Source organism: Paenibacillus validus NBRC 15382 (assembly GCF_004000985.1).
Taxonomy (GTDB): domain Bacteria; phylum Bacillota; class Bacilli; order Paenibacillales; family NBRC-103111; genus Paenibacillus_G; species Paenibacillus_G validus.
The window spans coordinates 14280-36046 of record NZ_BIMH01000047.1 but is presented as its reverse complement, the minus strand read 5'-3'; the positions used below and the strand labels follow the sequence as shown (position 1 = coordinate 36046).

The window sequence follows — 21767 nt, the reverse complement described above, 5'->3', positions numbered from 1 at the left end:
TTCCTAAAAACCGGTAAAATCAAAAAATCTTAATCGTCTTTGACCTATATTTTACCAAGACGCCTCCAGAATATTCGGGAAACTTCGCTATAATGAAGGGGATGGAAGGCGAGAATCGAGAGTCGGGGTGAGTCGATTGTCCCAGAAAGACCGGGATACGAGCTATAGTCGTTTGTTTGCCGAAGAGCTGCGGCTCGCAGAAGAAGCGAAAGAGGTAGTAAGGGATCGTGCGCTTTCCGGCAAAGAGCTGTACAAGCTGCATCAAGAGTTGGCGGGACAATACGAGAAGCTTCTCAAGACGACCATTAAGCTTTCGCGCATCAGCGATATCCAAGGAAAAAAGCTGAAGGAGCAAGAGCAGGAGATCCAGACGGCGAACGAAAGCCTCAAGCATCTGGAGAAGCTGCGGCAGCGGCTCATTGCAGACATTTCCCATGAGCTGGGAACGCCGATGGTGGCTGTGCAGGGGTATGTGAAGGCGCTGCTCGACGGCGTTATTCAACCGGAAGAGAAATACATGCGGCTTATTTACGACCGGGTGTTGACAGTGAACCATCTCATCAAGGACTTGTTCCTGCTGTCGACGTTCCAGGCGAATCAAAATCACTTTGAGCATCAGCGTATCGAGATCGGCGCTTTCGTACGTGCGGTGGAACGGAAGTTTATGCCGGATTGCGAGCGGGCCGGGATTGCGTTTGACATGGAGATGCCCGGGGAGGGTGCAGACCCGGTTATCGTATGGGGCGATCCGGTGCGGCTGGATCAAGTGTTCGAAAATTTGCTGCGGAACGCGATGAAATTTACCCAAGCGGGCGGAAGCATCCGGCTGTGCAGCGAGTTTCAACCGAAATACGAGGGAGCGCTGCTCGGACATTGGTTCGTGAAGGTATCGGATTCCGGTATCGGTATCGCCGAAGAAGAGGTGCCGCATGTATTCGAGCGATTCTACCGGAGCAAGCGGGCTAGCGCTAACGGCATTGAGGGGACCGGCTTAGGACTGGCCATTACTAAGGAAATTATCCAGAAGCACGGCGGCGAAATCGGCGTGACGAGCCGGGCGGGAGAGGGCAGCACCTTCTTCTTCCTGATCCCCGCCGAATCCGTAACGTCCGTCGACGGGCAAACGCGTTCTATGATTAAAGGAGGCTTGTCATGAACAATCAATTGTATGAAGTGCAGCGCTTTTTGCAGAGCAACCGCATCCTGATCAGCTTCTCCGGGAAGCTGACGCAAGGACTGATTGAAGAGTACGGGGCGGCTGTCAAAAAATATCTGGAGCATGCGGAGCGGCCGACGAGCGAAATTCACGACGTCTTTTCTATTTTTATCGAGCAGACGCAGAACATTAAGAATTACTGCAGCCATCAGGAAAAGAGTCCGCATGGCGAGAGAATCGCCTCCTCCAGTGTCGTGACGATCGGCAAGACGGAGCACAATCATGTGATTCATTCGGGCAACCTGCTTGCCAATGACGATGTCCTCTGCTTGCGCAAGACGTTGGATCAAATCGTTTCGCTCGACAAGACGGAGCTGAAACAGCTGTACAAAGCGAAGCTTCGCGAGACGGTCAGCCCGGACGCGCTCGGTGCCGGCATCGGGTTGATCGAGATGTCGCGGAAAGTGAAGCACCCGCTCGAGTATTCCATAATTCCGATAGACGAGCACGTGTCGTTCTTTACCTTAAAGGCGGTGGTTTGAGTTGGATACTTTGATGGGCCTGCAAATCGAATCGACGAAAAGTACGCCGGCGGTTCAGTTCGATACGGAGACGAACCATTTAGTCATAAGCGGACAATCGTATCCGGAGAATGCATTCAAGTTCTACGAGCCGCTCATGCAATGGATAGACCGGTATTTAGAGCGGGTGAGCGCGGAGGAGTCCGTACTGCTGGAGCTCAGATTGCCTTATATCAATACCAGCAGCACCAAGTGCTTCATGATGCTGCTGGAGAAATTCGACGAAGCTTACAGGGGCGGGAAGAACATCCGTCTGGCTTGGTACTGCAGTCCGGATAATGACAGCGAACAGGAGTGCGCCGAAGAATTCAAGGAAGATTTGAACCTGCCGTTCGAGATCATTCTAAGAGAAGAGGCGTGAGCCTGGTGAAATATTACGACAAAGGAACGCTGCGTATTATCGGATTTGCAAGTCTGGTCATCATCTTCTCCATGCTGCTGATCGGCGCCATCGTGTATATGTTTACCGAATCGGGCGTCGTGAAGAAGCTGAAGGAGAAGGATTTGCCGAGCATCGCGCAGGCGATGGCAGCCAAGGTGGACGGTCGAATCGATCGGGCGAAGGAAACGTCGTTCGTGCTGGCCGCCGACCCCGATGTGCGGCGGTGGCTGCAGGATGGAGAGGCTGCAGGCGAGTACCAGGAGCGCTCGCTGCAGCGGTTAACGACGCTCGTGCGGCAGTTCGGCTACAGCAATTCGTTCATCGTAAGCGCAGGCACGAGCAAGTATTGGGGCGAGAACGGCAAGCTGCTCGGGTCGGTCAGCCCGAACGAGCAGGCGGATCGGTGGTTCTTCGATTTCCTCGCGTCCAAGCAGGACATTCAGGTCAACCTGGACTACAACAAAGAGCGTGGGCAAACGTTCGTATTTACGAATGCGCTTGTGAAGGACGGCGACCGGCCGCTCGCCGTCGTCGGCGTCGGGCTTAGCCTGGAGGACCTGGCCAAGGAGTTCCAGCAGTTCAAGTACGGCGAAACAAGCCGCTTGTGGCTGATCGACCCGAAGGGCGAGATCGTATTGGCGGCGGAGACGTCGGATTACGGCAAGCAGATCGGATCGTTCCTGGACGGGAACATCGTCTCGCAGCTGCTGGAGCAGGCCAGTCCGGTATCGCAGACGCTGGAATTCCAGAACCCGGACGGCGAGCTGACCGATCTGATCAGCTACCCGCTGACCTCTACCAACATGCAGCTGCTGTTCCAAATCGAACGGCAGGAGACGGTGTCGTTCCTCAGCCGCATTAAGCTGAACACGGTTGCTGTTTCACTGATCTCGTTCGTGTTGATCCTGTTCTTGTTCTATTATGTTTCCCACCGGTTGGCCAATCCGTATGAGCGGGCGCTGCAGATGAATCAGCAGCTTGAGCGGAAGGTGAAGGAGCGGACGCAGGAGCTGGCGGAACGGAATGAGAAAATGATGGATAGCATCGATTACGCGAAGCGCATTCAGGAATCGCTGCTGCTGCGCCCGCAGGAATGGACGACGGCTACGAAGGAGCACGTATTGATCTACAAGCCGAGAGACGGTGTCGGCGGGGACTTTCACTGGGTGAAGCCGCTACCCGGCGGGACGCTTATCGCGATTGGCGACTGTACGGGGCATGGCGTACCCGGGGCGCTCATGACCATGCTCGCCATTTCACTGCTGGACCGCGTCGCGGAGGAAGGATATGCGGAGGAGCCGGCCCGCGTTCTGGGCGAATTGAATCGTCTGATCAAGAAGACGTTGAACCAAACCGAACCGAATGGCTTAACCGACGACGGGCTCGATATCGGAATTTGTTATTTGAGCGAGGACCGGACGCTGCTGCGCTTTGCCGGGGCCAAATGCTCCTTGTATTTGAGGGATGACCGCCAAGGGACGCGCGTGCTGGAAGGCGGACGCAAGAGCATCGGCTACCGCCGGACGCCGATGGAGTACCCGTTCGTGTCGCATGAGCTGCGCCTGCAGCCGGGTACGTCGTGTTATATGGCAACCGACGGCTTCTTTGATCAAAGCGGCGGGGAGAAAGGGTATGCCTTCGGCAAACGCCGGTTTACCGAGCTGCTCGACCGTTACGGGCATTCACCGCTGCGTGAACAGGCAGACCTGTTCTGGCACGAATTCCAAACCTATATGGGCGACGAGGCTCAGCGCGACGATATTACGCTGTTGGCGTTCCAAGCCTCGTAGAACGAATAAACATCCCCCGGCTAACCTTTAAACAAGTACCCCGCGCCGCGAATGTTCAGCACATAATTCGGATTGGCCGGATCGGGCTCGATTTTTTTGCGGATGCTGCTGATGTGGACGAAGACGGTGCGCGTATCCCCGATGCTGTCGCTCCCCCACACCTCTTTATACAGCTGGTCGGGGGGGAAGACGCGGTTCGGATGAGCGGCTAAATGAACGAGCAGCTGCATTTCCTTCACGGTCAAAGCCGCTTCCTTCCCTCCCGTCCTGATTCGGAGAAGAGCCGGTTCGATTTCTAATTCGCCGACGACGATGATGTCCGGTGTCTGCACAGAGCCAGAGGGCTTGGGCTCCGGCCGATTACGGGCGATAGGAACTCTCCGCAAACTGGCATGAATGCGGGCCACGACGACAGCCGGATCGAACGGCTTCTCGATGTAGTCGTCGCCTCCGAGCTCGAGGCCGCGAATGATATCGCTTGAAGACGTGTTGCAGCTAATAAACACAACCGGCACTTTCGATACGCTGCGGATGCGGCGGCACAGCTCGTAACCGTCCATATCGGGCAGCACGATGTCCAGCAGAACCAAGTCGGGCGAATCCCGCTCGAAGCGCTCCAGCCCTTCGCCCCCGCTGCCTGCCTCCATGACCTGGAAGCCTTGCGGCTCTAAGTAGAGCCTGAGTATATCGCGAATGTCTTCCGTATCTTCGACGATCAAAATTTTCTCGTTCACCATGAGATGGAATCTCCTCATCGTCCGAAAGGACGGACTTTACCGGTTATTTGGGATCGAATTTATAGCCTACTCCGCGAATATTGTGAATGTAGGTCGGCCTTGTAGGGAGAGGCTCCAGCTTCTTGCGCAGATTGCTGAGATGGACAATGACCGTACGCGTATTCCCGTGACTTTCCATTCCCCAAACCGAGGCATACAGCTCTTCCAGCGTATAGACGGTCCCGGGGTTGCGTGCGAGATGGACGAGCAGCTGAAACTCTTTGGTCACAAGCGCGATCGGCTTGCCGTCCAGCAGCACTTGAAAGCGGACCGGGTCGATCTCGAGACCGGCGTATGCAATGACGCCATCCTTGGCGGGGGCACTCGCCTCCCACTTGCGATCTCTGCGAAAGATGGCGGTGCGCCGCAAGTTCGCGTGCACCCGGGCGACGAGCACCTCGGGGTCGAACGGCTTCACGATATAATCGTCGGCGCCAAGCTCTAATCCTTGAATAATGTCGCTCGAGCCGCTTCGACTGCTGATCAGCACGATGGGGGCGTTGGAATAGCTGCGGAGCTCCGCGCACGTCTCCAGGCCGGCGGTTGCCGGGGGGCCGATGTCCAGCAGAATCAAATCCGGTTCGACCGCGTCGAACTGCGTAATCGCTTCTTGCATATCGGTCGCTTCGTACACGTCGAAACCGTCATCCGTAAGGGCGTTGTTAAGTAAATTGCGAATCTCGGGCTCATCCTCCACAATGAGGATCTTCCGGTTAGCCACGTGCGGATTACTCCCTTCGCTCGACTTCTGTTGTCTACGGTAAGGCCCCGGCTGCTTCTTGCGAGCGTTGCTTCTCCGGAGCTTTACGAATTTTGTTGAAATATATCGGAAAAAGGAACGAGTTAAAGCTGAATTGATCTACTTTAGTCGGATTTTAATCGGAATTAGGTCTAGAAGCCTATATAATATGAGTATATCACAAAATTGGAAAATTTGGGTTGAAAACATAGAGCGGCGTACAGCAGACTCGGACAAAAGGGGCGATTCCAATGGCTAAGGTGCTTGTCGTGGATGATGCGGCATTTATGCGTGCGATCATCGGTGGAATGTTGAAAGAACTGGGGCATGAGGTCGTCGGCGAAGCGGAGAACGGCGTTGTGGCGCTCCAGAAATATTGGATGCTGAAGCCCGATTTGGTTACCATGGACATCACCATGCCCGAAATGGACGGTATCGAGGCGCTGCGAAACATCATGAAGTACGACCGCAACGCCAAAGTGCTGATGTGCTCCGCAATGGGCCAGCAGAAGCTGGTCATCGAAGCGATCAGCCTGGGCGCGAAAGATTTTATCGTGAAGCCGATTCAGAAAGAACGCGTGATTAGCACGCTGCATCGCTTGCTCGGTTAAACCAGAAGAGCCGTTCTTCACGTCTAACGACGGGGAGAACGGCTTTTTTTTCGCTGTTTGGATCACGGCTTCGCGGCTGCGGCTCCTTCCCGGAATAAAAAGACAGAAAGCCCTGGCGGCTTGTCCCGTAATCGACCGGCACGCAGGTGCGGGATCGTCGGTTCAAGCCGAGGGCTTTCCAGACAAGTGAATCGTTTACGTCTTAGCGATGGTTACTTGGCGTCGGTCATAACCTGCCCATATTGATCATCCGAAAGGATGCGACGGGCCGTTACATAACGCTTCGCATAATAAGAATCGGTCATCTTCGTGATCACAACGCCTTCGTTCGTGGCGGAGTGATAAAATTTGCCGTCTCCTACGTATACGCCGACATGAGAGATGCCTTTGCCGTCCGTGTTGAAAAAGACAAGATCGCCGGGACGGAGGTCGTTCTTCTCCACCGTGGTGCCGAGCTGGGCTTGGCCCTTGGAGGAGTGCGGCAGGTCGACGCCGAGTTTGTCGAACACCCAAGAAGTGAAGCCGGAGCAGTCGAAGCCGTTGGTTGTTGTGCCCGCCCATTTGTAAGGAGAGCCTAAACCTTCGTTAACCGCTGCGCTTAATGGGGTTTCAGCAAATACGCTGCCTACCGAAATCGTGCAAAACAGTGCTGCGGAAAAAACAAAACTGACAAGCTTCTTCAAAGAAGTTTCCCCTTCCAGAGCCTACGAGGTTAGCTGAAGGGTTCGGTTGAAGGTTCCCTATGATCACTCTGAAGCGAGATCAATTCACCCAAAAACTGGTTCCCCCGTTTTCTGCGCGCAGAAATTCGGCAATATTTTCTGTTTTATTTTCCAAGTACAGTTATTCGAGCAAAAGTGACGATATCCTTCTTTTGTCACAAACTTGTAATAAATACAGGGATTAAAACGAAACCGGGCGGGTATACTAGATAGATTGACATTGTAAGCGGATACATACAAATGCGGATGCCGGGCCTTCCGTAATTTTTACACGTGCTTCGTGAACGATTGTCGGAACGCCTCGAAAGCTCGCGATTGCGCATACGAGGGCGGCCGATAGTATCGGTACGGTACCCAGGACCATGGCACAAAGCTGTATAAGACCCGGATTCATTGAGAGGATTTGACAACGCTTTATAGCTTCACTACAATTTGTAGTGTGGGGTGCATGGCAAATGAAAATTCATAGCTTCAAGTTTTATGAGAAGGGCTTGAAACGGTTCTTCGGACCGCTGGAGTCGAAAGTGCTGGACATCCTGTGGGCGCATCCGAATCAGTCCATTAAAGAAGTCCAGAAGAAGCTGGAGCAGCAGGATGATCATTTGAACTTCAATACGGTCATGACCGTGATGAACCGCTTGGTCGATAAAGGCGTGCTCACGAAGAAACAGGCGGGGCGGGCGTCGGTGTACGAGCCGGTGCATTCAAAAGAACATTTTCTGGATATTCAATCGAGGGAAATTACGCACGAACTGCTCGAAGATTTCGGTCCGCTGGTTGTCAATCATATGCTCGACGCGCTGGAAGAGGCCGATGCGGAGATGATCGAGAAGCTGGAACAAAAAATTAAAGACCTGAAAAAGGAAAGATAGGCCATGTGGGAAAATCGGTCTAGAATGTTATTTGCTTCTGCGTTCGTCCTTGCGCTGATCGTGTGGGCCCAGATGGGGCTATATGCGGCTCATGTTCTGTTCGGCTGGTCGCTTCGGTTCAACGTCTTTGAAATTTGCAGCAGTCTGCTGCAGGCGCTCGGCTTCGATTCGGTGACGCCGCTGCTTAGCGTGCTGGTCGCTTATACGTTCGGCTTAAGCCTCTGGATCTGGGCGAAGCAAGTCTGCTTGTCGAGGCGCGCCTACCGGAAGCTGCTCGCTTCCCGGCATGAGCGGTCGACGCAGGAGCTGAATGCCCGGTTCAGCGCGGACAAGCCTGACCTGCTGGTCGTCACGTGCGCGGAGCCGATCGCGCTGACGCTCGGATTGTTCCGGCCGAAGATCATCTTATCCACCGGATTGCTGAAGCTGCTCGATCGCGATGAGCTGGAAGCGGTCGTGTACCACGAGCAGTATCACCGGAATCATCGAGATCCGCTGAAGACGTTCTTGCTGCACCTCGCTTGTTCGGTCATGCGTTATATCCCGATTCTGCGCTGGTGTTACCATCATTATAAGATTGCGCGGGAGATATTGGCCGATCGCGAGGCGATGGCGGTCATGGGATCGCCGGCGAGCTTGGGGAGCGCCTTGTTGAAGCTGATGAAGAAGAGGGAGCGGACCGCTTCGATGGATTTCGCGTACGTCTCTTTCGCAGATACCTCGATTAACTACCGGATCCGGCAAATTCTCGATCCGCAAGGCGCGCCTTCGCTGGGACTGCCGGTAAAGCTGGCGATCGTGTCGCTGCCGGTTGTGGTTTTCCTGTCGGGTTTGTTTTTCTTGTCGCTGCTTTAAGTTGAAGCCGTGGCGTTTGAGCGAGTCATATCGCGGATCGGTCCCGTTAAGGGATTTTTCTTTATACAATTACACTACGGATTGTAGTGTTAACAATTGAAGGAGGCGTATTGATGACAACGAAAACACTCGCATTATCCGCAGGAGTTGCAGTTGTGTTACTAGCCGGGGCCTATGGCGCGTACGATTATTTTGCCGGCAATCATATCGAGGTGAAGGAGGTCATTCCGGCCTCCGCGCCAGTCGGCGGAGCCGCTGCGACGGGACAAGCCATCAAGGCGGAGCAGATCGACGGGAAGTGGTCGGTGCTGCCGGCATCGGAGGTGTATTTCTCCGTTACTACGTCGAAGGAGACGGTGAATTTTGTCGTGACGCCGACTCAGGGAAGCTGGGAGCTGAACACGGCCGATGCGTCGAGGACGACGGCCGAAGGCAAAATCGAGACGAGTGTGCTGCAGTCGGGAAATCCGCAGCGCGACAACCATATTAAGAGCAAAGATTATTTCGACACAGCGCAGTTCCCGGAAGCGGTGTTCACCGCCAAGTCGTTCGACCAGCTGCCGCAGGCATGGAAGGAAGGCGAGAAAGTCGGTTTTCAAATGAGCGGTACGCTGCAAGTGAAGGACAGGAAGAAGGACGTGACGTTCCGGAGCGAGGCCTTGTATGAGCAAGGGCAGCTGAGGCTGGAAGGCAGTACGGTCGTGACGTTCGCCGATTTCGGCATGAAAAATCCGCACACCGTGGCGCTCGACACGCAGAATGACATCCAAGTGCAGCTTCGGCTTGTGCTCGAGAAGGCGCAGGGGTAATGGATAGGGAAGCGCGGGGCGAAGGCGCGGTTTGCGGATGGGCGCTGGGGTCATTGGCGGCTGCGGTCCGCACGCACGGCTGGGCCGCACTGCCGATATCGGGAGATATCGCGCAGCGAGGCCAAGGCCGCTGCTGCGTCCTTGGCCTCTTCGCCGTGCGTCGCGCACGCCGCTACGCTTTCTCCGTCCAAAGCGCGAATTGCGTGCCGATCGCCCATACTTTAAAGAACATTTGCGCCAGGCGGAACACCTGGACGGCGAGCAGGGCCAGGAAGCCGGCCCAGAAGAAGGACGCCGCCATCACGGCCGCCGTCGCCAGAAGCCCCAGACCGAGCACGGTAAGCGCGGCCAGTACGATTGCCGGCAGGTGGCGGACGATAAAGAGGCAGGTGAACAGCATCGAACGTCCGCTTGCTTTGCCGATCTGCAGGTACATGAAGACGAGCTGGATGAGCAGCAGGTAGACTGCGAACGCCGAAAGTACAGGCAGCAGCGCGCGCACAAGCCCCGAGTAGGACACTTGCGAGCCGAACAGCTCGGTGGCCAGCGGTACGAGCCATACGAGCGGAGCCAGCGTCAGCAGCAGTTGAGCGGCGTAGAATCCGAAATAGGGCAGCGTCAGCCTGCGGATGCCTTCCACGAACCGGTAGCCGGCGTTCATGTCACGGTTCTGAAGCGAGTAGTAGACACCGGCATTCAGCAACGGATGCAGCAGCATCCGAAGCGCAAGCAGCGCTAGTCCCCACCAGAGGAAGGGCTCGATCAGGTTTGTCTTCATCAGCTGGAATTGGCTTTCAATCCAGAACAGCTGCACGGCTTCCTTCGACAGCTCCGTCGGGTAGCGGTGAAGCAAGGGCAGCACAACCGACTGGACCAGCTTGTAGAGGGCGATACCCCAAGCCAGATGGTATACAAATAAGGTGAAGACGGCGAACGGCTGCCCCCAGGCGATCGACCAGCCCGATTTAACGCGATTCCACATGTGTACGAACCCTCCTCACCACGCGACCCAGCCGAACAAGGTCTCCAGTATTTTAACGATGCCCATATTCCAGCGGACGGACAGCTTCGTATCCACGTTCGTCTTCATAAAGCCGTTAATCCGCTTGTTTTCCAGCACGATCGTATGCTGCGGATCGATCGCCGCCCAGTCGAGCGGCGCGGCATGCGTCAGCTTGTAGATGATTTCGCTCTCAGAGCCGTTCCATGTCTTATCGATTTGCGTGCCGTCGGCAAAGTGGAATCGAACCGGGACGCTCGGGACGGTGCCGCCGAGCTTGCGCAGTTTGACGCTGTTCTCGTACACCGTTTGGCCGTTCTCCGTCATCTTCTTCGTATGGATCCCCGCCACTTCATAATTGGCCATCATGCCGCCGTACACATATTGATCGAAAAATTCTTTCCAGCTCGATTTCGTCACATCTTCCACGGTGCGTTGAAAATCTTCGGTGGACGGATGCTTGAACTTCCAGCGCTGGAAGTACGTCCGCATAATTTTATTCATCGTCTCCTGGCCCGCTTGCCCTTCTATCGCCTTCAGCACGAGCTTGGCCCGGGTATAGACATTCTCGGCGTAGTTGCCGTGCCCCGCATAGTTCCAGGCGTTCAGCTTGAGTGAAGCAGGGGCGGTGATGTAGCTCGATTCGACGAGACGGTTCGAACGCACGCCGTACTCTTTCTCCATCAGCCTATCTTCGGCGTAGGACGTGAACCCTTCGTCCAGCCAGGCTTCCTCGAATTCGTTGCTGGCTACCATGCCGTAAAAAAACTGATGCCCGATCTCATGAACGATGACGCGTTCGAGCTCAAGGCTCGGGTTGTCTTCGCCTGCTCCCCAAGCGGTGACGAGCGTCGGATACTCCATACCGCCGGCGCCGTTGCCGTTCTCCGGAGGCACGACAATGGACAGTGTCGAGTAAGGATAGCTGCCGTACCATTCCGAATAGCGGGCGAGCGCTTTTTTCGCGGCCGTCATATAACGCGCTTTCAGATGCTCGTGCTTCGGATCGAGATACAGCTTGATCCGGACGCCAGGCAAATCCTTGGTGGCATAAGGCTCCTCGAAGTAGACGAAGTTCGGTGAGGCGGCCCAGGCGAAATCGTGAACGTCGTCGGCGTAGAAGGTATAGAGCCGCGTCTTGCCGTCGTTCACAACAGGTTTGGTCGGGAATCCGCTCGCCGCCACGGTATAGCCCACCGGCACGCGCAGCTTCACATTGTAGATGCCGAAGTCGGCATAAAACTCGGAGTTCCCGTGATACTGGTGCAAATTCCAGCCTTCTTCCGCTTGCCCGCGCGTTCCTTTGGGCTCATAGACGGCGATTTTCGGGTACCACTGCCCCGCCATCATGAAGTCGCCGGCGTACCCCATACGCGCAAACACTTGCGGCAGCTGCACCGTGAACGAGGTGAGCAGCGTCACCTGCTCGCCCGGGGCGACAGCCTTCGGCAGCGGCACCTTCACGAGCGTCCGGTCATGAACGTTGCCGTCGTCCGGCTGCACGTACTCGATCCGGTCGGTCAGCTCCGTTTCATTCCCGTTCAGCATTTGAATGGAAATGAGTTTCATGCTCCCGTAGTTGTCTTCCGTGCTTGCATCCTCGCGCAGCTTGCCGCCGGACTCCTGCATGAACGTCGTTTTTTTCGATTCGAACGCATTCGGATACAAGTGGAAGTACAGATCCTGGACCGGGACACTGCCGGGGTTTTTCCAAGTGAGGGAGGAGGTGCCGTGAATCAGTTTGCCCTCGGCGTCGAACTCAGCGTTCAGGTGGTATTCGACGATGCGGTTGGACAAGGGTCTGGGCGAAGGCTTCTCAACCGGCCTCGCCGGCAAGCTCGGCGGCGCGGGCGGAGGCGCCGCAGGTTCGGTAACCCGCCCGCTGACCGGCAGCGCTTCGCTGCCAGGCAGGAATAAGCCGGTGGACGAGCCGTCCGCTTGCCCCCGGGCGGACGGCCAGGCCGGCGCCGCGACCACCGCGTGCGCATGCTCGCCCGCGGTGCGGGTCGGCTTCAGGGCAAGAGGGCCCGGCGCAGAGGCGTCCGGCCTGGCGGAAGCCGCAGTGACAGCGCTGTAGGGCAGCTGCCAGCCTCCGTCCGCATCGCCTGTCCGTATTTCGTTCGAAAAAATCGCGCCTGGCAGCAGGGCGCTGCTGCAGGCGAGGACCGTCACGCAGCCCCATATGGCAAGTCGGTTGCCGAGTCGTTTACTCATCGATTTTCACCCCGTTGACAAGCATCTAAGGCATGTATATGTAACGGGACAAGAAACCATGAACAAAAAATTGTCAAGCCTCACTGTTTCATGGATAATAAAAGAAAGACGGGTAGACGTTAAACCTATGAAGGTAGTGAAAGGAAGGGGATGTAACGGTGGATACAAAGGATTTGGGCGCCGGCGGACAGGCGAATGCGGAGTCTGGCGAGAAGAAGAAACTGCCGGCTTTAAATATCGTCAATAAAAAAGAAACGAAGCACCGCGGCTTCGGGCAGGGCTCGATTGATTTAAGTCAATTGTCCAGCGTTATTATCGATGGAGACGAGGCGTACTTGGACTTAGGCGCGCTGCATGCGAAGAGCAGGGTGGAGAAGGGAATCAAGTTTTCGCCGAACAAGGATGAAGTGCCGAACGGCCGGCCTTGCTGGATCGTTTGGGTGGCCGTCGACTTCCATGAGGACGGCAAATATTACGCCGGCGTAACCTCCTGCGAGATGACCGTCGATCCGGACAACCGCCGCGGTTGGAAAGTTCTTGCCGATCATGTCAACCGGATGGACTATGCGCTCAAGCGCAAAATTATGGTCGACAATCTGGGAGAGAAGGAAAAGGCGCTGCTCAAAAACCTGCTGATCGAGAACGATCCGGGGATGTGGGAACGGTCGGACGAGTCGCTAAAGACGGCGCTTGCTTAAATTTTTGTACATTATGTGACGGTATTGTGTCACCATCCATAACGATGTATACTAATGCCTAGTATATGCATCATATACTAGGACAGCAGGAAGGCAGACCTCTCGGTCTGCCTTTTTGTGTTGTCCGGCGAAGCCGGGCCTTCTGCGCCAAAGCGGCCATGCGCCTGACATCCATGAGGGGCTGCGCGATCGCTAGCACGGGACAATTCCGTTATTTCCGCCGCGCGTCTGTCGTTATCACCGGAAAGGCGAGCGTTCAAACGAAAAGGACCCCTCTGGCAAACGGATCAACGATCCGGCTTGCCGGGAGCCCCTCTTGCCGCCTATGTTTGACCTGCCGTCAACCTTCTGCCAACGCTACCCTGCGCCTGTTTACGCGCGCGGGGTCTGTCCAGGCTATCAACAGTCCGCCAATGCGTCTGTACAGCTGCGCCTGCATCCTCAACCGTCTGCCCTTGCCGCCGGCCGCTTGCTTGCGTGCCATTGCAGCTGTCAGCTCGCCCACCAGCGCTTCAAATCGTTCCACCACGAGCCGCCGGTTTTGCCCGGATCCTGCTTAACCGGCTCGTCCTTCACCGGCTCCTGCGAGCAGTATTCCTTCGGCTCCGTGCCTTGGATGAAGGCTTCCATCCGCGATTTCGGGCAGCTGTCGTTGGCGAGCTTGCCTGTTGCGGGATCAATGTAGACGTTGACCACGCCCTCGGGAATCGGAAACATCTTCGGAGGCACGGATTCCAGAGTCCGCTCCGTGAACTCGGCGAAGATCGGCGCCGCCAGGTGCGATTCGACATTACCGATGTTGCGGTCCTTGTCGTACCCGACCCAGACGGCCGTCGACAGCTCGGGCGTATACCCGACCATCCAGGCGTCCGTGTTGGTTGTGCCGGTTTTGCCGGCGACCGGACGCTTCAGGACGCTGGACACGCGGCTGCCCGTGCCTCCCTGATCGAACACGCTCTCCATCAGCTGCGTCATGACGTACGTGTAGGCCGGCTCAATGATCGTTTCCTCCGAAGGGCTCGCTTCGTACAGCACCCGCCCGCGCCGGTCCTCGATGCGCAGAATGGCCGTCGGCGCAGCGCGCACCCCTTGATTGGCGAAGATGCCGAACGCGGAAGCCATCTCGTACGGGCTCACCGGGAACACGCCCAGCGCAAGGGACGGCAGCGGCTCCATCGGGCTCGTGATGCCCATCCTGCGCGCCATGTCGATGACGCGGTCCGGTCCGGCTTCCAGCGCCGTGTGCACGGCGAAAATATTGTCCGACTTGGCGATCGCCGTCCGCATGTCGATCCAATCGAAATACTTGCCGTCGTAATTGCTCGGCGTATAGGATTTGCGGCCCTGATCGTAGGTGAACGTGGTCGGTTCGCTTTTGAAACGCGAGACCGGGGTGAACTGCTTCTCCTTCAGCGCCGTTAAATAGACGATCGGCTTGAACGAGGAGCCCGGCTGCCTAGTACTGGCGAAGGCCCGGTTATACTGGTTGTCCGCATAGCTGCGGCCGCCGACCATCGCCTTTACATACCCGTTGCGCGGATCGATCGAGACGAGCGCGGTTTGCAGCTCAGGGTAAGGCTCCAGCTGTTTGCGGATCACTTCTTCCGCGATTTGCTGGGCATTCAAGTCGAGCGTGGTAAAGATGCGCAGCCCCATATCTTCGTATTCTTTTTCCTCGATGCCGAGCAGCTCGGTCGCCTGACTGCGAATGTAGTCGCGGAAGTAGGGGGCGGTCACCGTCGTTTTCTTCGCCTCCAGCGGCATGATTTTGAGCTTCTCGCGCGCCGCCTTATCCGCTTCTTGCTGCGTGATGTAACCGGCTTCGACCATCGTCTGCAGCACCGTCTTTTGACGCCCGAGCGCATTCTCAAGGTCATAATAAGGCGAATAATAGCGCGGTCCCTTCGGAATGCCTGCCAGCAGCGCGCTCTCGGCCAACGTGAGATCGTGGGCGCTCTTGCCGAAGAAAAGCTGGGAAGCCGATTGAATGCCGTATGTGGAATGGCCGTAATAAATTTGATTTAAATATTGCTCCAAAATTTGATCCTTGCTCATCTGCAGCTCCATCTGCACGGCATAATACGTCTCCTTCAGCTTGCGCGACCATGTCCGCTCATGGGTCAAGTACATATTGCGCGCGAGCTGCTGCGTAATCGTGCCGGCGCCCTGCACTTTGGACATATGCTGCAGGTTCACGATTGCGGCGCGGGCGATCCCTTTCGGATCGAAGCCGTAATGGTCGTAGAAGCTGCGGTCCTCGATCGCCAGCGTCGCCTCCACGATGCTGGGCGCCATCTCCTGCAGCGGCACGGTTTGCGAGTTTTTCCCGCCTCCTCCGTACGCTTCGATCAACTTGCCGTGCACGTCGTACAGCTCCGAGGCCGCCGCCATCTTGGAGACGGGCAGCGCTTGCGAACGCATGAACAGCAGCCCCACGATGCCGCAGGCGGCTCCGAGGATGAGGCAGGTGAAGGTGAACGACAGGAACGTGCGGAAGCGTCCCTTTTTGCGACTATGATGAAATTCGTCGGCATCGGTAATGCGTTGCCCGGACAATAGCTGACCCTCCTTGGCGACCGCTCCTTCCTTGCGGAAAGAGCGATGCGGTAAGATGCTCACGATAAGTGCTATTAACCAGTATGGAAAAACATAGAAAGACGTATTCAGCCGGCTGTGTCCAAAACGTTAATTTTTTTTAAATTTACCGTTCCGGAGCGCGTTCGTATTTGCATTTTCAGGGTAATCTACTATAATACAATTTGACATGTAAGGCCCGCGGTTCGTTAACTCAGAAAGGTGGCTTGCGCGCAATGGAATTATGGTATACAGAGAAGCAAACGGAGAACTTCGGCATCACCGCCAAAATTAAAGAAACGCTGGTTACGGAGAAAACCGATTTTCAAGATCTCGCGATGATCGACACTGCCGAATGGGGCAAAATGCTCGTGCTCGACGGCATGGTGATGACGACGGTTAAAGACGAGTTCGTTTATCATGAAATGGTGGCGCATCCGGCGCTGTACACACACCCGAATCCGAAGCACGTGCTCGTGGTCGGCGGCGGCGACGGCGGCGTCATCCGCGAAGTGCTGAAGCACCCGGAAGTGGAGAAGGCTGTGCTTGTCGAAATCGACGGCAAAGTCATCGAGTACTCGAAGCAATACTTGCCTTCGATCGCCGGCGAATTGGACAACCCCCGCGTGCAAGTGATCGTCAACGACGGTTACATGCACATCCACGAGCACAAAAACACGTACGACGTCATCATGGTCGATTCCACCGAGCCGGTTGGCCCAGCCGTGAATCTCTTCACGCAAGGCTTCTACAAGGGCATCTTCGACGCGCTGAAGGAAGACGGCATTTTCGTGGCACAGACGGACAACCCTTGGTTCAAAGCGGACTTGATCCAAACCGTCAATCGCGATGTAAAGGAAATTTTCCCGATCGTGCGCGTGTATGTGGCGAATATTCCGACATACCCGAGCGGTTTGTGGACGTTCACGATGGGCAGCAAGAAGTACGATCCGCTGGCTGTTGACGAAACGGCCATTCCGGAGATCGATACGAAATACTACACGCCGCGCCTGCACAAGGCGGCATTCGCGCTTCCGAAATTCGTGGAAGACTTGACGAAATAGGCTGAGGGAGACGTAATCCACATGAAAATCGATCAAAAATATTCCGGTAACGTCTTTATTCTCAGCTCCGACGATTATGCGTCCTCCCGCGCCGTCATTTACGGCATGCCGATGGACTATACGGTCAGCTTCCGTCCCGGTTCCCGGTTCGGCCCGGCGCGCATCCGCGAAGTGTCGATCGGTCTGGAGGAATACAGCCCGTACCTCGATAAAAGCTTGGAGGATATTACGTATTTCGACGCCGGCGATCTGCTGCTGCCGTTCGGCAACGCCGGACGGAGTCTGGAAGTGATCGGCGAATACGTAAGCGGCCTGCTCGCGGACGGCAAATTCCCGTTCGGTCTTGGCGGCGAGCATCTCGTCTCTTGGCCGGTCATCCAGGAAGTGTACAAGAAGTACCCGGATCTTGCGTTGATTCATATCGATGCGCACGCCGACCTGCGTGAGCACTATGAAGGCGAACCGCTGTCCCACTCGACGCCGGTCCGCAAAGCGGCTGCGCTTATGGGCGGCAAGAATATTTACCAATTCGGCATCCGCTCGGGCTCCCGCGAGGAGTTCCAGTTCGGGCGCGAGCATATCAATTTCTATCCGTTCGAAGTGTTGGAGCCGTTGAAAAAGGTGCTACCGGAGCTTGCCGGCCGTCCCGTTTACCTGACGATCGACATCGACGTGCTTGACCCGTCCTGCGCACCGGGCACCGGTACCGCCGAAGCGGGCGGCATTACGTCGAAGGAACTGCTCGCTGCCATTCATGCGATGGCTGCGTCGGAGCTTAACTTTGTCGGCGCCGATATCGTGGAAGTGGCTCCCGCCTATGACCCGACGGAGCAAACACAGATCGTCGCCAGCAAGCTGATGCGCGAAATATTGCTGGGTCTGGTGAAGTAAGCGAGAGCAGCTGCACAGCGGTTGAACAAGAGTTGCGGCCGGACTTCACGCCTTAGGGCGGGGGGCCGGCTTTTTTTCGTTTGGCCGGCAAGCATCGGGGCTGCGGCGCGATTGCCCCTTCCCTTGAGTGATGCTGCGGCGGGTTGGCCATAATATCCCCAAATCGAGTCAAGGGGGAGTTCACCATCATCAAGCGAGTCGTCTTGGGGCTGACGTCGGGATTTCTGCTGCTTGCCGCCACACTGTCCGTTTCGGCTGATGAGCCGTCATCGCCGACGAAGGAGCAGCTGCTTGAAGAGACGCTGATCGTGCGCTACCTGCCCTTGCTCATGCAAAGTGTCCGCGAACCGTTCTACTGCGAGCGTGTTTTGCAAATTCGGCAGTTGAACCGCAGCAACCGGGAACATGAAGTGACCGTTGGCGTCGTCACATTCCAGGGGCCTCATAATCCGCCGCATGATTTGGTCGAGGTGACGCTGACAGACGTACCCGGAGACGAAGGGGTTCGGGTGCGTCGGGTTGAGCGAACCGCCAATGCCCCGATCGAGCGGATCCGCAGACACTGCAGTCCCGAGGGTGTTCCGGCGCTGGTTTCGTTGGAGCCGAACGCTGCAGCCGGCCGGCTTGCGGTGTTCTTTGACCATCGACAGCTCGCCGATGTACGGGGTCATTGATGCGATTGCCGTCGCTGGGTTGGCTGGACGGCTCTGGGCATGCCCGATTTGCTGAAGTGCTGGTCGGACGACCCGTAGAAGCCGTACAGGGAAATGGGCTGGAGAGCTGTATCTTGGATTGACTTTAGCCGTTCGCAGGGCAGGTGCGTCTTACCCGCGCTGCAAAGTAATGAAGGTTAATTCAGGCCTGCATAGAAACCGGATCGGATGCTGCGAAACGCCAATGCCCCGGTTGACATATAAACGGAAATGATTGGCGCCCAGCGCATATTCGCCGATGACATACTTTTTGCCGAATTTCGGCGTCACTACATGCCCATAGAACGGGAGTCTCACTTGACCGCCGTGACTGTGCCCGGACAGCTGCAGATCGACCGGGTGCTGTACCGCCGTGTCCGCGAAATCCGGACTATGCGACAGCAGCAGCGTGAATGCATCCTTCGGTACCTTTTCCAGTGCTTTCCCAATATCCGGCTTGCCGTGCCACATATCTTCCACACCGGCTACCCAGAACATGCCGCTCTCGCTTTGCACGCGGGAAGCGGCATTGCGCAGCGTACGGAAGCCGCCGGCTTCGAGCGTCCTGGCGACGTTCGCCGGGCCGCTGAAATAATCGTGATTGCCGAGCACCGCGAATTTCCCGAGCTTGGCCTGCATCCTGCCTAAAGCTTCGGCGTAGGCGGGGCCGTCGGCGCCGATCGCGTAATCGATGAGATCGCCCGTGAAGCAGACCAGATCGGGATTCAGTCGGTTGATCGTCTCCGCCAACCGCTCCAAGTCTTCTGCATTATAATGAAAGCCCAGATGCGTATCGCTGAACTGGACGACGGTTAAACCGTTCAGCGCCTGCGGCAAGCGCGGGGCTTCCAGCTTCAAGCGGACGATGTCAAGCCATTTCGGCTCGGCGTAACGGGCGTAAGCGAGGGCGGTTGGCGGAATTGCCATCGTGCCGAGCACGGTCAAAGCCGCCTTTTTCAAAAATGATCTTCTCGTCAGCTTGCGCTTTCTGGGAGAGGGGTTCGGTATCATGTAGGAATAGGCCTCCGGCATCGTGATGAAACCATGTACAACGTTAGACGCAGCAGGGGCCGCTTAGGTTTCCTTTTTGCTGCCCGGCAGATAAGATTTCGTTTTACTTGTTTTCCCGAATGAACCTTGACATCCGTATCGTTCCTTGTTATATAAGACGGGAGCTGGTTGTCTGGGTAAGCCGTCTATATAACCTTGGGTCAAATAGACAAACGCCCGGTTGAATACGTTTTGCGAAAGAGATGAAGAACATGACCAAACTAGAGGGGCCGGCCGGGTCAGGGAAGATTGCGGTCCGCATCCGCCTGCAAAGCACGCTGGGGGGCGAACGCATCGTGCGCGATATGACCGGCGAATGGTTCCCGAAGGGCGACCACTATTATATCCGGTACGAAGAGCCTGAGGAAGCGGAGATGGGCCATACGGTGACGACGCTGCAGGTCAAAGCGGATGAAATCCGCATTGTACGGTTCGGCGACGTGCGCTTCGAGCAGACGATTGCCGCCGGTCGCCGCCATATCGGGTACATGCAGACGCCGCACGGCCGAATGGAGATCGAGACGCGCACGCACGGCTTGTCCGTCGAGCGGGCGGAAGGACTGGCGCTGCCAGTTACCTTACGCTGGGCTTACAACTTAACGGTTATGGGTGAAGCGGCCGGCGACTACGCCATCGAGTTGACCGCCTCCCCAACACACGGTTGATCTATTATTATTTTTTTTTCCGGAATAAGGCGCTGACTGTGCGCAGCGCATGAAGCTCCTTGATGCAGTCGCGTTTGCCGGGCTTGAGGATCAGACGCGCATTTTTGCGAAGCAGCATGCGAATGCGCAGCGGCTTGAGGTCGGGCTTGAGGGAAAGCATCAGCGCTACGACGCCGGTCACGTGCGAGGTGGCCATCGACGTGCCGCTCAGCTCCCGGTACTTGCCTTGCAGCCAGGTCGAATAAATGTTCTCGCCCGGCGCATAAATGTCGATTTGCTTGCCGTCGTTGCTGAAGCTGGCGATCCGTCCGCGGCGGGTCGTGGCGCCGACGGCAATGACTTGGGGGAAGCGGGCGGGGTAATCGATCTCGGCCCGCTTGCCTTCGTTGCCGGACGACGCGATGACGATGATGCCGGCCCGATAGGCGCTGAGCACGGCAGCTTCAAGCGCTTTACTGTACGTTCTCATGCCAAAGCTCATGTTGATGATATCCATGCCGTTCGCCACGCACCAATCGATGCCTTTGACGATGTCGGAGACGAAGGCGCCGCCTTGGTTGTCGAATGCTTTCACCGGATGAATCAACGCTTGCGGCGCAACCCCTACGATTCCGCGTTGGTTGGTATAAGCGGCGATCGTGCCGGCGATGTGCGTGCCGTGGCCGTTATCGTCGATCGGGTACGGCTGGTGGCTCAACACATTGATGCCCCGAGATAAGCAATGACGCAGATCGGGGTGCGAATAATCGGCGCCGGTGTCGATAACGGCGATACGGATTTGGTCGCCTCTCGATTTCGACCATACTTCCGGGGCGCGGATATGGCGGATGCCCCAAGGGATCTTGACGGCCTCCGGATCGGCGGCAGCCGGTGTGCCCGCGTACAGCGAAGACGAGCCGGAGCTCGGGCCCCGTGCGTGTAAGCGGATGCGCACATCGGCTTCGACCGACTGAACGAAGGGAGCGGACGCGATCCTGTCCACGGAGCTCAGCGGACAGGAGATGGCTCGGATCAAGCGCAGCGGCCGGACTTGGCGCAGCTGGGGAAACGATTTCGACTTGAGGTTCATATGACATGCGAAAGCGTCGTAATCTTGGGCGGTCGCGAATCGGATAATGTGCCGACGTTCAAGCTCTGCCGTGTCCTTCATGGCTTGATGCAGGCATTCGGCGAATGACGATGGATCCAGAGTCGATCCCCCCCTACTATGAAAATCGTGCCAAAGCATTTTTCATCCGAAGGCGATGTTGAAAAATGAAGATTCATAGGCGCTTTGGACGTCAACTTAGGGCTATTCCATGCGTTATTTTATGTAGGGGCGTTTCCTTGCGTATAAACGCATGTTCCTATAAAAAATAAATGGGTGTCCAACCGTGTCAAAGTTTGGCCGGATACATACGATAATTTAGAGAGGGAGTTCTTTAACTCCGTTTTCTATAGGGTCAAAGCGCGGAAACGGTTACGGGCCGCTCTCTCGCCTTTGTGGGTTACAGTCGGGACGAAGGATCCCGCTTGCTGAAGCCTCCGGTCCAGACCGGCAGCTCAGCGGCGAGGTCCTTTGTTTCATTAGTAACGGATAACCCGGAAACTTGCGCGGGACTTGCGGCAGACCAGTTGCTTTTTTAC

At 56.4% G+C, this 21767-nt stretch carries 22 protein-coding genes and 1 riboswitch; of the genes, 13 read left to right on the top strand and 9 right to left on the bottom strand.

Going from position 1 to position 21767, the window contains the following annotated elements:
- The first annotated feature begins 136 nt into the window (after nucleotides 1–136).
- Genes PVA01S_RS21955 through PVA01S_RS21940 form a run of 4 tightly spaced genes read left to right on the top strand, consistent with a single transcriptional unit; the run spans nucleotide 137 to nucleotide 3909 of the window.
- On the top strand, nucleotides 137–1156 hold the full coding sequence (locus PVA01S_RS21955) for a sensor histidine kinase (protein ID WP_127609554.1): 1020 nt from the start codon (nucleotides 137–139) through the stop codon (nucleotides 1154–1156).
- On the top strand, nucleotides 1153–1698 hold the full coding sequence (locus tag PVA01S_RS21950; RefSeq protein ID WP_054798321.1) for a SiaB family protein kinase: 546 nt from the start codon (nucleotides 1153–1155) through the stop codon (nucleotides 1696–1698). The genes PVA01S_RS21955 and PVA01S_RS21950 overlap by 4 nt, the downstream gene beginning before the upstream one ends.
- A 1-nt stretch (nucleotide 1699) precedes the next feature.
- Nucleotides 1700–2098 carry a DUF1987 domain-containing protein gene (locus PVA01S_RS21945; RefSeq protein WP_218029656.1) on the top strand — a complete coding sequence of 133 codons (399 nt, stop codon included), beginning with the start codon at nucleotides 1700–1702 and terminating at the stop codon, nucleotides 2096–2098.
- Entirely contained in the window at nucleotides 2095–3909 is a 1815-nt protein-coding gene (locus PVA01S_RS21940) for a SpoIIE family protein phosphatase (RefSeq protein WP_127609552.1), read from the top strand. Before PVA01S_RS21945 ends, PVA01S_RS21940 begins: the two co-directional genes overlap by 4 nt.
- 20 nt (nucleotides 3910–3929) lie before the next feature.
- On the opposite strand, the gene PVA01S_RS21935 is transcribed toward PVA01S_RS21940, so the two are convergent.
- Both PVA01S_RS21935 and PVA01S_RS21930 read right to left on the bottom strand, forming a co-directional pair.
- Complete coding sequence (locus tag PVA01S_RS21935) at nucleotides 3930–4646, bottom strand: response regulator transcription factor (RefSeq protein ID WP_127609550.1); 717 nt, start codon at nucleotides 4644–4646, stop codon at nucleotides 3930–3932.
- 43 nt (nucleotides 4647–4689) lie between these two features.
- A complete protein-coding gene (locus PVA01S_RS21930; protein ID WP_127609548.1) occupies nucleotides 4690–5406 on the bottom strand; it encodes a response regulator transcription factor in 717 nt (238 codons plus the stop codon).
- Nucleotides 5407–5675: 269 nt separating this feature from the next.
- Between PVA01S_RS21930 and PVA01S_RS21925 the strand changes: the two genes are divergently transcribed.
- Nucleotides 5676–6035 carry a response regulator gene (locus tag PVA01S_RS21925; RefSeq protein WP_054798318.1) on the top strand — a complete coding sequence of 120 codons (360 nt, stop codon included), beginning with the start codon at nucleotides 5676–5678 and terminating at the stop codon, nucleotides 6033–6035.
- A gap of 212 nt (nucleotides 6036–6247) precedes the next feature.
- Here the strand turns inward: PVA01S_RS21925 and PVA01S_RS21920 are convergent, their stop codons facing one another.
- Nucleotides 6248–6718, bottom strand: a complete 471-nt coding sequence (locus PVA01S_RS21920; RefSeq protein ID WP_127609546.1) for a C40 family peptidase — start codon at nucleotides 6716–6718, stop codon at nucleotides 6248–6250.
- A 3-nt stretch (nucleotides 6719–6721) separates the two neighbouring features.
- A riboswitch (cyclic di-AMP (ydaO/yuaA leader) is annotated at nucleotides 6722–6859 on the bottom strand.
- Between the two features lie 353 nt (nucleotides 6860–7212).
- Between PVA01S_RS21920 and PVA01S_RS21915 the strand changes: the two genes are divergently transcribed.
- The 3 genes from PVA01S_RS21915 to PVA01S_RS21905 all read left to right on the top strand — a co-directional run bounded on the left by PVA01S_RS21915 (nucleotide 7213) and on the right by PVA01S_RS21905 (nucleotide 9293).
- Nucleotides 7213–7629 (top strand): BlaI/MecI/CopY family transcriptional regulator, encoded by a 417-nt coding sequence (locus PVA01S_RS21915; RefSeq protein ID WP_127609544.1) that lies wholly within the window; start codon nucleotides 7213–7215, stop codon nucleotides 7627–7629.
- A gap of 24 nt (nucleotides 7630–7653) precedes the next feature.
- Entirely contained in the window at nucleotides 7654–8484 is an 831-nt protein-coding gene (locus tag PVA01S_RS21910; protein ID WP_164751931.1) for a M56 family metallopeptidase, read from the top strand.
- Between the two features lie 113 nt (nucleotides 8485–8597).
- Nucleotides 8598–9293: a YceI family protein gene (locus tag PVA01S_RS21905; RefSeq protein WP_127609540.1), complete on the top strand. Its 696-nt coding sequence runs from the start codon at nucleotides 8598–8600 to the stop codon at nucleotides 9291–9293.
- A 172-nt stretch (nucleotides 9294–9465) separates the two neighbouring features.
- Here PVA01S_RS21905 and PVA01S_RS21900 read toward each other — a convergent pair whose 3' ends face one another.
- Nucleotides 9466–10275: a hypothetical protein gene (locus PVA01S_RS21900; protein WP_127609538.1), complete on the bottom strand. Its 810-nt coding sequence runs from the start codon at nucleotides 10273–10275 to the stop codon at nucleotides 9466–9468.
- A gap of 15 nt (nucleotides 10276–10290) precedes the next feature.
- Entirely contained in the window at nucleotides 10291–12507 is a 2217-nt protein-coding gene (locus tag PVA01S_RS21895) for a M1 family metallopeptidase (RefSeq protein WP_127609536.1), read from the bottom strand.
- Nucleotides 12508–12665: 158 nt separating this feature from the next.
- Here PVA01S_RS21895 and PVA01S_RS21890 point away from each other — a divergent pair, with 158 nt between their 5' ends.
- A complete protein-coding gene (locus tag PVA01S_RS21890; RefSeq protein ID WP_236595716.1) occupies nucleotides 12666–13205 on the top strand; it encodes a YwhD family protein in 540 nt (179 codons plus the stop codon).
- Between the two features lie 340 nt (nucleotides 13206–13545).
- Here PVA01S_RS21890 and PVA01S_RS21885 read toward each other — a convergent pair whose 3' ends face one another.
- On the bottom strand, nucleotides 13546–13731 hold the full coding sequence (locus tag PVA01S_RS21885; protein ID WP_127609534.1) for a hypothetical protein: 186 nt from the start codon (nucleotides 13729–13731) through the stop codon (nucleotides 13546–13548).
- The gene (locus tag PVA01S_RS21880; RefSeq protein ID WP_230876360.1) at nucleotides 13698–15761 is read right to left on the bottom strand and encodes a transglycosylase domain-containing protein; all 2064 of its coding nucleotides are present in this window, start codon (nucleotides 15759–15761) and stop codon (nucleotides 13698–13700) included. Before PVA01S_RS21880 ends, PVA01S_RS21885 begins: the two co-directional genes overlap by 34 nt.
- Before the next feature lie 254 nt (nucleotides 15762–16015).
- On the opposite strand from PVA01S_RS21880, the gene speE reads away from it, so the two are divergent.
- The 3 genes from speE to PVA01S_RS21865 all read left to right on the top strand — a co-directional run bounded on the left by speE (nucleotide 16016) and on the right by PVA01S_RS21865 (nucleotide 18408).
- Nucleotides 16016–16843 carry a polyamine aminopropyltransferase gene (gene speE, locus PVA01S_RS21875; protein WP_054800395.1) on the top strand — a complete coding sequence of 276 codons (828 nt, stop codon included), beginning with the start codon at nucleotides 16016–16018 and terminating at the stop codon, nucleotides 16841–16843.
- A gap of 21 nt (nucleotides 16844–16864) precedes the next feature.
- Nucleotides 16865–17734, top strand: a complete 870-nt coding sequence (speB, locus tag PVA01S_RS21870; RefSeq protein WP_054798083.1) for an agmatinase — start codon at nucleotides 16865–16867, stop codon at nucleotides 17732–17734.
- Between the two features lie 143 nt (nucleotides 17735–17877).
- On the top strand, nucleotides 17878–18408 hold the full coding sequence (locus PVA01S_RS21865; protein ID WP_127609532.1) for a DUF3888 domain-containing protein: 531 nt from the start codon (nucleotides 17878–17880) through the stop codon (nucleotides 18406–18408).
- A 150-nt stretch (nucleotides 18409–18558) separates the two neighbouring features.
- Here the strand turns inward: PVA01S_RS21865 and PVA01S_RS21860 are convergent, their stop codons facing one another.
- Entirely contained in the window at nucleotides 18559–19437 is an 879-nt protein-coding gene (locus PVA01S_RS21860; protein ID WP_054798085.1) for a metallophosphoesterase, read from the bottom strand.
- 251 nt (nucleotides 19438–19688) lie between these two features.
- On the opposite strand from PVA01S_RS21860, the gene PVA01S_RS21855 reads away from it, so the two are divergent.
- A complete protein-coding gene (locus tag PVA01S_RS21855; RefSeq protein ID WP_054798086.1) occupies nucleotides 19689–20141 on the top strand; it encodes a YwiB family protein in 453 nt (150 codons plus the stop codon).
- A 7-nt stretch (nucleotides 20142–20148) separates the two neighbouring features.
- On the opposite strand, the gene PVA01S_RS21850 is transcribed toward PVA01S_RS21855, so the two are convergent.
- A complete protein-coding gene (locus tag PVA01S_RS21850; RefSeq protein ID WP_244933018.1) occupies nucleotides 20149–21291 on the bottom strand; it encodes a S8 family peptidase in 1143 nt (380 codons plus the stop codon).
- Nucleotides 21292–21767 lie beyond the last annotated feature (476 nt).

Bases quoted from the DNA above. Each gene is read 5' to 3' on its own strand.
- PVA01S_RS21950 (WP_054798321.1), top strand. From the start codon at position 1,153: ATGAACAATCAATTGTATGAAGTGCAGCGCTTTTTGCAGAGCAACCGC.
- PVA01S_RS21935 (WP_127609550.1), bottom strand. From the start codon at position 4,646: ATGGTGAACGAGAAAATTTTGATCGTCGAAGATACGGAAGACATTCGC.
- PVA01S_RS21925 (WP_054798318.1), top strand. From the start codon at position 5,676: ATGGCTAAGGTGCTTGTCGTGGATGATGCGGCATTTATGCGTGCGATC.
- PVA01S_RS21915 (WP_127609544.1), top strand. From the start codon at position 7,213: ATGAAAATTCATAGCTTCAAGTTTTATGAGAAGGGCTTGAAACGGTTC.
- PVA01S_RS21910 (WP_164751931.1), top strand. From the start codon at position 7,654: ATGTTATTTGCTTCTGCGTTCGTCCTTGCGCTGATCGTGTGGGCCCAG.
- PVA01S_RS21905 (WP_127609540.1), top strand. From the start codon at position 8,598: ATGACAACGAAAACACTCGCATTATCCGCAGGAGTTGCAGTTGTGTTA.
- PVA01S_RS21900 (WP_127609538.1), bottom strand. From the start codon at position 10,275: ATGTGGAATCGCGTTAAATCGGGCTGGTCGATCGCCTGGGGGCAGCCG.
- PVA01S_RS21895 (WP_127609536.1), bottom strand. From the start codon at position 12,507: ATGAGTAAACGACTCGGCAACCGACTTGCCATATGGGGCTGCGTGACG.
- speE (WP_054800395.1), top strand. From the start codon at position 16,016: ATGGAATTATGGTATACAGAGAAGCAAACGGAGAACTTCGGCATCACC.
- speB (WP_054798083.1), top strand. From the start codon at position 16,865: ATGAAAATCGATCAAAAATATTCCGGTAACGTCTTTATTCTCAGCTCC.
- PVA01S_RS21860 (WP_054798085.1), bottom strand. From the start codon at position 19,437: ATGATACCGAACCCCTCTCCCAGAAAGCGCAAGCTGACGAGAAGATCA.
- PVA01S_RS21855 (WP_054798086.1), top strand. From the start codon at position 19,689: ATGACCAAACTAGAGGGGCCGGCCGGGTCAGGGAAGATTGCGGTCCGC.
- PVA01S_RS21850 (WP_244933018.1), bottom strand. From the start codon at position 21,291: ATGAAGGACACGGCAGAGCTTGAACGTCGGCACATTATCCGATTCGCG.